The organism is Brevibacillus soli (assembly GCF_044759095.2).
Lineage (GTDB): Bacteria > Bacillota > Bacilli > Brevibacillales > Brevibacillaceae > JBIYSM02.
On record NZ_JBIYSM020000069.1, the window covers coordinates 1 to 11,797 of the forward strand.

14 protein-coding genes are annotated in these 11,797 nt (G+C 52.7%); 8 read left to right on the forward strand and 6 right to left on the reverse strand.

The features are described from left to right. Positions 1 to 337 precede the first annotated feature (337 nt). Positions 338 to 1,144, forward strand: a complete 807-nt coding sequence (locus ACE99V_RS19250; RefSeq protein ID WP_400492840.1) for a metallophosphoesterase family protein — start codon at positions 338 to 340, stop codon at positions 1,142 to 1,144. On the opposite strand, the gene ACE99V_RS19255 is transcribed toward ACE99V_RS19250, so the two are convergent. Together ACE99V_RS19255 and ACE99V_RS19260 are read right to left on the reverse strand one after the other, a co-directional pair. Beyond that, complete coding sequence (locus tag ACE99V_RS19255) at positions 1,129 to 2,850, reverse strand: copper resistance protein CopC (protein WP_400492841.1); 1,722 nt, start codon at positions 2,848 to 2,850, stop codon at positions 1,129 to 1,131. The genes ACE99V_RS19250 and ACE99V_RS19255 overlap by 16 nt on opposite strands. Positions 2,851 to 2,923: 73 nt before the next feature. After that, positions 2,924 to 3,985, reverse strand: a complete 1,062-nt coding sequence (locus ACE99V_RS19260; RefSeq protein WP_400492842.1) for a DUF4198 domain-containing protein — start codon at positions 3,983 to 3,985, stop codon at positions 2,924 to 2,926. Between the two features lie 191 nt (positions 3,986 to 4,176). Between ACE99V_RS19260 and ACE99V_RS19265 the strand changes: the two genes are divergently transcribed. From ACE99V_RS19265 to ACE99V_RS19290, 6 genes are all read left to right on the forward strand, one after another. Next, the gene (locus ACE99V_RS19265) at positions 4,177 to 4,614 is read left to right on the forward strand and encodes a disulfide oxidoreductase (protein WP_400492853.1); all 438 of its coding nucleotides are present in this window, start codon (positions 4,177 to 4,179) and stop codon (positions 4,612 to 4,614) included. After that, the gene (locus tag ACE99V_RS19270; protein WP_400492843.1) at positions 4,611 to 5,075 is read left to right on the forward strand and encodes a thioredoxin family protein; all 465 of its coding nucleotides are present in this window, start codon (positions 4,611 to 4,613) and stop codon (positions 5,073 to 5,075) included. The genes ACE99V_RS19265 and ACE99V_RS19270 overlap by 4 nt, the downstream gene beginning before the upstream one ends. A 169-nt stretch (positions 5,076 to 5,244) precedes the next feature. After that, a complete protein-coding gene (ctaG, locus tag ACE99V_RS19275; protein WP_400492844.1) occupies positions 5,245 to 6,117 on the forward strand; it encodes a cytochrome c oxidase assembly factor CtaG in 873 nt (290 codons plus the stop codon). Beyond that, entirely contained in the window at positions 6,095 to 6,727 is a 633-nt protein-coding gene (locus tag ACE99V_RS19280) for an SCO family protein (protein WP_400492845.1), read from the forward strand. Before ctaG ends, ACE99V_RS19280 begins: the two co-directional genes overlap by 23 nt. Continuing rightward, complete coding sequence (locus ACE99V_RS19285; RefSeq protein ID WP_400492846.1) at positions 6,724 to 7,455, forward strand: FixH family protein; 732 nt, start codon at positions 6,724 to 6,726, stop codon at positions 7,453 to 7,455. Before ACE99V_RS19280 ends, ACE99V_RS19285 begins: the two co-directional genes overlap by 4 nt. Before the next feature lie 157 nt (positions 7,456 to 7,612). Then, on the forward strand, positions 7,613 to 9,169 hold the full coding sequence (locus ACE99V_RS19290; RefSeq protein WP_400492847.1) for a stalk domain-containing protein: 1,557 nt from the start codon (positions 7,613 to 7,615) through the stop codon (positions 9,167 to 9,169). A 60-nt stretch (positions 9,170 to 9,229) separates the two neighbouring features. On the opposite strand, the gene ACE99V_RS19295 is transcribed toward ACE99V_RS19290, so the two are convergent. The 4 genes from ACE99V_RS19295 to ACE99V_RS19310 all read right to left on the reverse strand — a co-directional run bounded on the left by ACE99V_RS19295 (position 9,230) and on the right by ACE99V_RS19310 (position 10,667). After that, entirely contained in the window at positions 9,230 to 9,799 is a 570-nt protein-coding gene (locus tag ACE99V_RS19295; protein WP_400492848.1) for a manganese catalase family protein, read from the reverse strand. Between the two features lie 32 nt (positions 9,800 to 9,831). Further along, on the reverse strand, positions 9,832 to 10,101 hold the full coding sequence (locus ACE99V_RS19300) for a spore coat protein CotJB (RefSeq protein ID WP_400492849.1): 270 nt from the start codon (positions 10,099 to 10,101) through the stop codon (positions 9,832 to 9,834). Continuing rightward, positions 10,094 to 10,327, reverse strand: coding sequence for a spore coat associated protein CotJA (locus ACE99V_RS19305; protein ID WP_400492850.1), 234 nt, complete (start codon positions 10,325 to 10,327; stop codon positions 10,094 to 10,096). Before ACE99V_RS19305 ends, ACE99V_RS19300 begins: the two co-directional genes overlap by 8 nt. A gap of 193 nt (positions 10,328 to 10,520) precedes the next feature. Then, positions 10,521 to 10,667, reverse strand: a complete 147-nt coding sequence (locus ACE99V_RS19310; RefSeq protein WP_400492851.1) for a hypothetical protein — start codon at positions 10,665 to 10,667, stop codon at positions 10,521 to 10,523. Positions 10,668 to 10,805: 138 nt separating this feature from the next. Between ACE99V_RS19310 and ACE99V_RS19315 the strand changes: the two genes are divergently transcribed. After that, positions 10,806 to 11,573: a sulfite exporter TauE/SafE family protein gene (locus ACE99V_RS19315; RefSeq protein WP_400492852.1), complete on the forward strand. Its 768-nt coding sequence runs from the start codon at positions 10,806 to 10,808 to the stop codon at positions 11,571 to 11,573. Positions 11,574 to 11,797: the final 224 nt, after the last annotated feature.

The window sequence follows — 11,797 nt, forward strand, 5'->3', positions numbered from 1 at the left end:
AACTTTTTATGCGTTCCGGAAAGTTTATTTCAGGACGCTTTCACACGGTGAAGCCCTTAAACTTTCCTACACGATAAGAAAACCCACCCGGCATTAGCTATCCTCAACCCACTCGGCGTTAGCTATCGCTGAGCCGAGTGGGGTCCCTTTCTTCGCCGGGCGGGGCCCCGAACACTTTTCTAGCGGCTGTATGGGATGTCCAAATTTTTAAATTCTTATACCCCAAGAAAATCTGTCGATCCTCGCTCTCCCCCTTCCGTTCTTTGAATCGCGGCAGCCACATACATTGTATCCAAAGTGACTCGGAGTTGAACAGTAGAAAACAGGAGGGAAGAGAGTGAAAACGTATCTCGTATCGGACATTCACGGACAGTATCAGGCGTTTATGCAGGCGCTTGCCCAGGTCGGCTTTTCCCCGGAAAACGGAGACCGGCTGTATGTGCTGGGTGACATCGTCGACCGCGGGCCGCAGTCCAGTGAATGTCTGTACTACCTGTACCAGCTGCAGCCAACATACCCGCAGCAGGTTGCAGTGCTCAAGGGAAATCACGAACAGATGCTGGAGGATTGGCTGTTGGGCAAGCCCGAAGGAGATCTCTACCTGTTCAACGGCGGAGATGCAACCATCCGCTCTTTGTTAGGCAATCAACCGCTGCGAAGGGCTTTTCTCAGCACGACCCCGTCCACAGCCGATCAGGAGGCGGCACGGAAGCACATCCTGTCCCGCCATCCGTTTCTTTTGGGATATATCCAATCTCTTCCCCTATACCGCGAGGAACTGCCCGACAACCTTACCGGCGCCCCGCACGCCATTTTCGTCCATGCCGGTCTCCGCCCCGGCCGTTCGCTCCTTCAGCAATATCCTGCTGATCTGTTGTGGATCCGTGACGAGTTTTACAACCATTACAACGGCGAGACGATGGTGGTGTTTGGTCATACCCCGGTGACGCTGCTCCCGGGGTACACCGGCGAAGGATTGTGGCGGCGCGGGCAAATGGTCGGCATTGACGGCGGAGCCGCCTTTTGGCGAGGACTTCTGTTGACGGAGTGGCCTTCCTTGCACACCCATTACGTACCGATAAAAAGTGCTCAGGCGATCCCAACCGTTCGACTGTTCCCGCTGAACCCTTACAGTGCAATCTGAGGAGGCGGCGTTGTGGAGACAATCCCGGCAAGAATCAGGACGACCAATCCGGCCACAAATTCAATTCGAAGGGTCCAGAACAGGGCGCCGACACTTGAAGTCCTGGCTGTTTGCTCTTCTGACAGAGAGGCGAGACGCGGCAGAAAGACGAATCGGTGGACGAGTGCCAACTCAAGCGCCACAACAAAAAACGCCACTTTTGCCAGGAGGACAGCGCCGTAATCACTTGCCCCCAACTGGTTCCAATGCCCCAACCGGAATGCACCCAGCAAGATACCGGTTGCGGAGACAATAAGCACGGAGAACAGTGCTATCCGGGAAAATTGCCCAAGCAGTCGGTGCAAATCATGCAGCGACGTTTTTTCTTGCGCGGCTGTAAAAGACAGCCAGGTCAACCCGGACAAGCCCCCCAACCAGATCACGGCTGTCCAGATATGAACGGTATGGGCAAACACCGTCAGCGTGCTCCAGCCAGCATCACTCATGGCGTGTCCCGTCAACGGGAAGGTCAAGAACAGTACCGTAACGAGAGCCAGTTTCCCCCAGCGAATGGACACGTGCTGCGAAAATGGCAAAAACGATAGTCCGGCCAATATCAACACAAGGACAGGGCGCAGCCAGCTGGCAGTTCCCAGTGTCGTTGCGGTGAGCAATGTGCCTGCCATTTCCTCTCGTCCCGCTGAACCGGCAAACATCTCAGCCAGCAAGTTTACCTGCAGCATTCCTGCAACCATGAAAATGCCCAGACAAATAAGGTATCCGCCCCGCTCCACTGACACAAACCCACTGCTTGCCGGAAAGTGAGTGATGAACCCTTGCCACACGGATAAAAAGACAAGCGCCCCTACGGCTCCTCCAGCGAGAATTTCTGCAATGCGAAGCCAGCGCCCCCACCCTTCATGACCTTCGTGCTCTTCATGGAAGTGTTGAGGGGCAGCCGTATGCACATGTCCCTGTACCGTTTCACCCGCTTGCACTACTTCCACCTGTTCCGGCGAGGCAGGGGGCGGGGAAGCTGTCACAGCTGCCGATGCCGCTGCTTCCGTTGCAGGTGTTGCCATCGATGCTGTGGATGCTGCCGGTGCGGCAGTGGAAGGCACAGGTGCAGTGCCCGGTGACCCGTTCTCCGCAGGTTTGGTTGGCTGTTTTTTCTGATTGACAGGCGGTTTGGCAGACTGCGGAGCTGACTGGGGCTTCGAATCGGACGCGGGTGCCTGAATGCTTCCTGCGGCAGGCTGGGAAACAGGCGTCTCTACTTCCTGTATGGAGGCGTCAGGCTGATCAGGCTGTTCAGGCTGTACCGAACCATCCAGCGACAGCGTCTCCGCCGGGCGATTTTTGGGCAGCGGCACGCCTACGGCGAATCGAAACGAACCTTCCGTTACATGCGTATCCACGGAGAGAATCTGCCAATCCACCTGATATACTCCATTCGCCAGAGGAGGAACGGTCAGTACCAGTCCGTTCTCCCCCTCCCCCCTGAGCGTTCCCTGAATGCTCCTTCCTATAGCATCTCTCAAGGTCAATTGACTGACTGCCGTATTGATGTTTTCCGTAAACGTGACGCGAATTTCCTTCGGCGCTTCCGTCAGCTCCGATTCCTGCTGCGGCAGCGACCGGTCGATATAAGCGTGTGCGTCCATGGTGGAGGGAATCGCTGCCAGAAACAGCACCAACAGGTATACGAGACGCAATGTTCTCTTCATTCGTTTTTCCCGCCCTTCGCATACAGAAGTCGCCGAACGTTTCTTCGGCGACCGCAAAACATGTGATGTGACTTTATTTTTGTCCCTTGTTGATCAAAATGGCAGGCGGGAGGGACCCAACCTGTGCAAAGTACTCGACAGAAGCTCCCAGCTTTTCGGTCGTTGCTCGCAGCTCTACACTGCCCGTCCCCTTGAAAGAAGAGTCAAGGGCTGACTGGATAAAGGATGCAGGTACCATGACTTTCCCGTTTTTTATTTCCATTCCCTTGACCATCATGTGCTTGCCGTTCACATACAGCAGCGGCAGGGCCTGCTGAGCCTTCTGCGGGAAGACCGACTTGCCGTTTTGCACGGTAAACGTCATGGTCGCTTCATAATTGGTCGTATCATACTGACCTGCCACCTTTTCGTCCGTTGTCGGCTTGGCCCGCAGCAGGTAGTAATCAGCCGGGCCTGTTTGAAACGAGATGATGCCGTTCCCGTCCGTTTTCAGGACCTGTGACTCGGACGTGCTGCGGCGAACGATGGTTATCTCCGTGTCGGCGAGCGGTTTCCCTTTCAGCAACAGCTGCACGGATACATCCTGGCCCGGAGTCGCGGCTGCCGGATTAAACAACGGCACCATCTCCGCACGGTCGGGGCTGACTTGTTTGGAGAACCACTTCAGGTATTTTACGCGCTCCACCGTCGGAATATCGCTTACCGCGACGAACGACTTCGCGCTGCGCAGTGTGCGGCTAGCCACGTCTCCGTGTTTGAAAATGCTGTCTCCCTCTACGGACACGATGTACGCCCCCGGGCTGGACGAGGAGAAGGAAGCGACGTAGTAGTTGTTTTTGCCAGGCTCTGCCACTTCCTTCTCTTCGCCGGTGTAGAACAGCGTGGCAGAGATGTCCGTTTTGCTGCCATTGGGAGCCGATACAAACACCTTGCTCGTTTGCGTGCTCCATTTTCCTTCAATCCGATAGCTGCCGTGGTGATTGGAGTGGTTGCCGAGAAGCAGTTCCACGTAGGAAACTTCACCCGGCGCCACGATCGGCGTATTGGTCTGCGACCAGCCGTCATGCGCCAGTACCGGCATTGCCAAGGTAAACGTAAGTGCCATTGCTGCAAGTAATGAGGACATTTTTTTCATGAGAGGTCTCCCCCACTTTCAAAAAGTTGGATAAGTAAACTACATCAAGTATAGGTCCCTCCTTTCCATCGAGAATATGGCTCAACCGGGCTATCTGAAGTGAATGTTGTGTGAACGGCGCATATTCACTCTATTTTTTGTTCGTTTCTATTCTCCCTATCGTGATATGATAGAGAATGCGAGGTGTTATGATGAAAAAGAGTCCACAAATCGAACAGGCCTTTTTTGCGTCCTGGGTGATTTCCTTGATCGCTTTCGGAGGAAGCCTTTATTTTTCCGAGGTGATGAAGTTTATCCCCTGCGAGCTCTGCTGGTATCAGCGCATTTTCATGTACCCCTTGGTGATTCTGCTTGGCGTGGCCTATGCCAAAAAGGACTTCTCGATGTCTCGCTATGCGGTCATCCTCTCCGTCATCGGCGGATCCATCTCCCTCTACCATTACTTGATTCAGAAGGTTCCCGCTCTTCATGAATGGGGGAGCGCCTGCGGGATCATTCCTTGCAATACCGACTACATCAACTGGCTGGGCTTCATCACCATCCCGTTTCTGGCGCTCGTGGCGTTTATCCTGATCGCCGGATTGCAAGTGTTCATTTGGAAAAAGGAAAAGGAGACTGATGCGGCATGAAAAAAGTAATCATCCTCTCCGTCGTGGTTGCCGTTTTGCTGATTGGAGCCATCGTCTACTCCGACATCGCCAACAAAGAGGCGGCAGCAGGCAATCCTTACGGCAAAACGAACCTCCATCCGGCTACCCTCGAGCAGCTGAAGGATCCGCTCTACGACAATCAGATTTTGCCAGACCAATTGAAGGAACAAATTGCCCAGGAGCAGGATTTGTACGTGTATTTCTACAGCCCTCTGTGCGAACACTGTCAACGTACGACGCCGGTTTTGGTCCCGGTAGCCAAAGAGCTGCAGATTGATGTGAAAAAACACAATGTGCTGGAGTTCGGCGACAGTTGGGACCAGTACAAGATTGAAGGAACTCCTACCCTGATCCATTTCAAGGCGGGCAAAGAGGTCTCCCGTATCGAAGGCGAGCACAACGCGGAAGAGTTGAAGAGCTGGTTCCAGGAAAATAAATAGGATGGCATATCCCCCACTGCCTGAAGCAGGGGGATTTTTCATGTCCGTCAAGTGGGACAATTGTGTGAACATCCCGGGAAATCCAATGGAAATAGCCCGATCGAGTCATAAGGATTGAAAGCATTCCTGGTTATAATGGGGATGACAACCCTGAATGGGAGGGATGGCAATGTCACTTTCCTTGTTGACAGACACGTTTGGTTTTCGCGCCGTATGGACGCCGGAGCTGTTTGCTCTGACTGTTTTGATAGGAATCACCTATTTCCTGCTGGTAGGCCCGTTACGCCACACGTTTGCCGACTCTCAGCCGGTCGCAGCATGGCGCAAAGGGATGTTTAGCATAGGCCTTCTGCTGTTTTACCTGGGCATGGGCGGTCCGCTTAACGCTGCCGGCCATTTGTTGTTCAGCTTTCATATGTTTCAGCAGGCCTTGCTCTATCTCGTGATGCCGCTGTTCATTCTCATCGGCACTCCGGCTTGGCTTCAGGCTTCTCTGCTCGCATATAAACCGGTAAAGCGTTTGGTCATGTTTTTTAGTAAGCCGCTGCTCGCCATGGTACTGTTTAATGCCTTGTTCTCCTTCTACCACGTGCCGCACATCCTTGACGCCGTAATGGGGAACGGAGCACTCCACAACCTGGTCAATCTTCTGTTGATTGTCACTGCGTTTCTCATGTGGCTCCCGGTGATATCCCCGCTGAAGGAGTTTAACCGGCTTACGGAACTGCGCAAACTGGGATACATGTTTGCCAACGGTGTCCTCATTACACCGGCCTGTGCGCTGATCATTTTCGCGTCGGCACCGTTGTACGAAACCTACATCAATGGGCCGGAGCTGCTCTGTACACCGTTCTTCGCGGCTCCGATGGACAAGTCCATGTTCACACAGCTTCTTCCCCTGTTGGATGACCAAAGGCTCGGTGGGATCGTCATGAAGCTGATGCAGGAGTTTACGTACGGCTCTGTCCTGGCCTACATCATGAAAGCGTGGTTCCAGAGAGAAAAAGAGGTGGATGAGCTTGACCAACTTCAGCCAGAGTAAGTCGGCTTATACGGTGAGAAAGCTGCTTTTGGCACTCGTCTTGATCGGTTTGGCCGGGATGGTTTTCTCTTGGGTGTGGACAACCATCAGCCAGCGTGAAACGGCAAAAACGCTGCCAGATCTGCCTTTCGAAACACTGTCCGGGCAGACGATCACGCTTGGAGAGACGGCGGGGACCATCCGGTTGGTCGAGTTGATGTACACGCGCTGTCCGGACGTTTGCCCGCTGACGACGGTTCGCATGAAAGAACTGCAAGAACGCCTGAAGCAGGATGGTTCGTTTGGAAAAGACGTTCAATTCCTGACGATCACCTTTGATCCAAAGAACGACACGCGGGAGGCCTTGCAGAAATACGTCAACCAGCTCCAATTGGACCTGAACGGCTGGCACTTCCTGCGGGGAGGAGAAGAACAAACAAAGTCGCTCATCACATCCCTCGGCTTTACCGTAAAGGGGATTGAGAGCAACCTGTACACCCACTCGACTGTCACCTATCTGGTTGACCAAAAAAATAGGGTAATCAAAACCTACGGAATGGGAGAAGACTTCAATACCGATCAATTGTCGATGGATATCACAAGTTTGCTGAAGAAAGGAAATCAACCGTGAAGAAACTGGTAATGATCGTGATTGCCGGGCTGCTCCTGCTCGCCGGCTGCGGAACGGAGGAACAGTCGTTTGAGCCGGCGGGGCCGATTGAAGTAGCCCTAAGCATTCAGCCAGAGGCACCGACCCTTCATGAAAACGCGACGTTTTCCGTCACTGTCACGCAAAATGGAGCGCTCGTAGATGATGCCAAAGAAGTAAAATTTGAACTATGGAAGGAAGGGCAGGAGCCTCACGAAATGCTCCCTGCCCAACCACAGGGACAGGGGGTTTATTCCGTCCAAAAAGCATTTGCCGAGCCTGGCACATACTACGTGATGTATCATGTGACCGCTCGGGACTTCCACAGCATGAAAAAACAGACGTTCACGGTCACGGGTGGGCAGCCGCAGCCACAGCCTACAGCCGGACATGCACATGGCACCGATCACCACCACGGAGACGGAGTGGACTACCACTTCCAGCCCGACAGTCCCGTTCCCGCCAACGTTTCCATTCGCTGGTCTGTCCATCTGGCAAAAGAGGGGCAGCTGCTCGACAAGGCTGCCGTCCAGTTTGAGTACTGGAAAAACGGCGAAGAAAAGCATCAGTTCGTCGATGCGAAGGAAGCCTCGGCCGGTGAGTATCGTGCCCAGGTGACATTGCCCGCGCCTGGCGGCTATACATTCAAGGTTCACGTGGAAAAAGGGACGATTCATGACCACAAAGAGTTTCCCGTTACAGCCCAATAACAACCTGTACCATAAAAACCCTTGCGTATGGCAAGGGTTTTTCCGTGTTCTGCTCATCCCCAAACATTCCCAGCAGATATTCAGCCAAATCTGTTGTATACCTAAGGTGAGGCGATCTGCCCACATACAGCTTCTATCCATGAAAGGTGGAGGAAACATGAACGTACCCGGTTCAAAAAAAGCACTCGCGATTCTCATGCTGGCAGTTGCGATGAACGCTTCCACCCAACCGGTTCTGGCTGTATCTGACAGTCAACCAAACACGGTGGGAACAGTCACCGCAGCTGCCGTGCGATCCGATATCCGGATCATCGCAAACGGCAAGGAATTATCGTTCCCCGACGCTGCACCCTACATTGATTCCGGCAGGACGATGGTTCCCGTCCGCTTCGTCAGTGAAGCACTGGGAGCACACGTCGAGTGGAATGCAGCCGAGCAAAAGGTAACCATTACGCATCAAGGCAAGACCATCGAGCTGACGGTCGGTCAAAAAACAGCGATGGTAAACGGAACAAAACTGACTTTGGATGCAAAACCGGTTGTGATCAAGGGAAGAACCTTTGTGCCGCTTCGGTTCGTCAGCGAAGCATTCGGAGCAGACGTTCAGTGGAACGCGCCAGAACGCTTGGTCACCGTGAAAACGGCACGTACCGAGGACACATCTGTACAGAACCCGAATACGCCGGAGAAAAAGCCGGAAGCGGGTGAACCCTTGACGATCAAGCAGGCCGTTCAGCTGGCTTTGGAGAGCAACAACGATTTACGCGCCGTTCGCCTTGATGCCAAAACCGCCGACATCAACGCACGCATGGTGAATGCCAAAGTGAAGGAAATTCCTGCCGAGATGATTGAATCGTTAGAGATGGCCCAGCAGAAGTACGTCAACAATGCAAAGGCGCAGATGGCCAAAAAAGTGAATGAACTGTATCTGAAGGCCGCAGAGAGCAAGACGGTCCTGGCGACACAAAAAGCGTATTACGACGTGCTCAATGCAGAAGCAGACGTTCGGTTAAAAGAGCAATCTCTGAAGCGGTCGGAAGCGCAGGTAAAGGTTGCGGAAGCGTCCTTCCGGGTGGGAACCAGGGCAAAAACGGATGTTCTGCAGGCCCAAGCAGCTCTTTCCGGAGCCAAGGCAGCCCTGGCCGCATCCCGGAACAACCTGAACATCGCGCGAATGAAATTAAACGACATGATGGGGATAGATATCAATAAGCAGTGGTCGCTGTCCCAGGAGGATCTGACCACATCCGGACTCTCGATCGATTTGGACAAAGCCATTTCGCTCGCCGTTCAACAGCGGGCAGAGGTTTTGCAGAAGCAGGAAGAACTCAAAGTAGCAGAATTGAACCTGGAGTTAATCAGCAAGTACTCTGCTCTTTCCACCTATCAGGGAAGCATCAGCAAAAACGATGTGGAAAAAGCAAAAATTGCGCTGGAAGACGCCAAAAAAGCGGTTTCCGTAGAAGTTGCACAGGCCTATTACAATCTTCGCGCTGCCGAAGAAGCAGTTGATGCCAACCGAAAAGCGCTGGAAGCGGCCAGAGAAAACTACCGGCTGACCAACCTGCGGTTTGAGAACGGGCTGGGCACTACCTTGGAAGTAATCCAGGCGGAGGAAGAGCTGTCTGACCGCGAAAACAAATATCAAACCGCGATTTACACCTACAACATTGGTGTTGTCAATTTCGAAAATGCCATCGGCAAGCCGTTATAAGCCCGCAGAGGGCAAATCTGTCCGCCCCGAGACGATCCACGGGGCGGGGGCTCAATCTCTTTAAAAAAATTTCTTTCGATCCCGTTCTTCTTTTAGCAATTCAACTGCCTCGCGAAATCTCTGAGAGTGAACAATTTCCCGTTCGCGCAGGAATTTTAAACCGTCCATCAAATCCGGATCGTCGGTCAAGTCAATCAACCACTGGTACGTCGCACGGGCTTTTTCCTCGGCAGCGATGTCTTCGTAAAGATCGGCAATCGGATCACCCTTTGCCTGAATATAGGCTGCCGTCCACGGAACTCCGGATGCATTTTGATAGTACAGGGCATTGTCATGGCTGGCGTAATGATCCCCCAATCCGGCAGCCTCCATTTGTTCAGGCGTCGCGTCCTTGGTCAGTTTGTACACCATCGTTGCAATCATTTCCAGATGAGCAAACTCTTCCGTTCCAATGTCCGTCAACAGCCCGATCACCTTGTTCGGTATCGAGTAGCGCTGGTTCAAGTAGCGGAGAGCGGCCGCCAACTCCCCGTCAGCCCCCCCGTATTGCTCCAATAAAAATTTGGCCATTTTCGGGTCACACTTGCTGACACGCACCGGGTACTGCAGTTTTTTCTCATAGATCCACACCGCGATGTCTCCTCTCTCATATTATTGTCTCTCTATACCTGCCAGGGCCACGGCTCATCAACCCACTGCCATGGAAATCCGGAGTAACTGTGTCCCAGGTTCATCAGCGGTCCGTACATGGCCTCGAACTGCTGCGCAATCGCCCAACGCTGCTGAACGCCCTGATTGTACTGATTCACCGCGTCCATATCCTGTGGGTGCGTATCCAGATACAAATTCAGTTCGCAAAGGACAAAGTCAATGGCTTGCAGCTCCTCCAGCATTTGATAGAAGCGTTGGTCAACAGGCATACGCTCATTCATAGCATTCACCCCTTTTCTTTTTGCCTTCTCGCCCCTCATACGGACTGAACAAAATGGGCCAAAGAACGCCAAACCTCAGAGCTTCCATGGGGGAAAGCTGGGGAAGGTTGGGGGGTTGGAACCCTAGAAACAGATGGGGCGGCACGTCATACCATTTGACTCGCTGGGGCGGACACGGATCAAACGGACTTACAAACGGTTGATAGAACCTGATTTGGGAATGCAAGACGAAGATACCTCCTCTTCCAGATGATTTTTTAGCCACTGTACTCTATGTACCATGGGCATCCGCCGTGTTAGGCATCTGCCTGTTTTTTTGTGCATTAAAAAAGCTTCGATTGAAGCCCTCTCGAAGAAGCTGGTTCTTTCCGGAAAGTTTAAAACACCCCCTCACTGTCGTGAAGGGGTGACTCGCACATCTACTGCGCACGTTCGTGCGATGCTTCAACTGACTCTTTTTCTCCATCGTCCTGCAGCAGCGGAACATCGGTTTGTCCCATTTTTTGCTTGGTCGGATACGCCCCTACTTGCTGCATTTCCACGTTAACTTGTTCCTTCCCCTCCATGAAAGCACCTCCTTGCCAGACGACGTATACGATAGTATCATTCCCTGCTGATCCAAATTTAGGCGCACTCTATCCGTTTCTCTGCTTATCTTGTGTATAGACGTTTATTCCAGTTGCACGACAAAGGATGGTTTGGTAATGGATCTGGTCTTAACAATTGTCGGTTTGTGTGTCGGATTTCTGGTTGGCCTGACGGGAGTTGGAGGAGCTGCCCTATTGACTCCCATCTTGATCATGTTGGGGATCCAGCCAACCATCGCTGTCGGCACCGATCTGGTGTACAATTCGATCACCAAAATCTTTGGAACGCTGCAGCATTGGCGTCAAAAGACGGTACACGCCCGGATTGCCGGTTATTTCGCGGTCGGCAGCATCCCAAGTGCGATACTTGCGGTGAACCTGATTCAATGGTTCGAAATTTACTTCGGCAGCGCGGATATCATCGTGAAAAAGCTCCTTGGATTTGCTCTGATCCTGATTCCCATTTCTCTTTTGCTAAAAAACGTCATTCGCAAAAGAAACCCTGCACCCGTTCAATGGAATGACGCCGAGTTGAAGAAAAAACGCAAAGGCATTGTGATGATCGGAGCCGCGCTGGGCTTTATTGTGGGTCTGACATCAATCGGAAGCGGTTCACTGTTTGCCCTCGCGCTGATGCATTACCTTCAACTGAACGGCAAGTACGTAGTGGGAACAGATATCGCCCACGCGTTTTTGCTGACAACCGCAGCAGGACTCGCGCACATGAGTTTTGGAACGGTGGATTTCTCTATTGTTTTTCAGCTCCTGCTCGGCTCCATTCCAGGCGTAATCGTCGGGAGCGTCCTGTCGACGAAAATACCGACCGTCTTTCTGCGTTATGCCATTTCCGTCATTATCGTGGTAACCGGACTAAAATTAATCTAAAGCTGAGGAAATGATATAAGAAAACCCACCCGGTATTAGCTATCCTCGACCCACTCGGCGTTAGCTATCGCTGTGCCGAGTGGGGTCCCTTTCTTCGCCGGGCGGGGCCCCGAACACTTTTCTAGCGGCTGTATGGGATGTCCATATTTATAAATTCTGGTGTATGAAATAATGTCCTTAAACAAAGGAAAATCCCCAGCGACTACGGAAAAAAGAAGTACCTG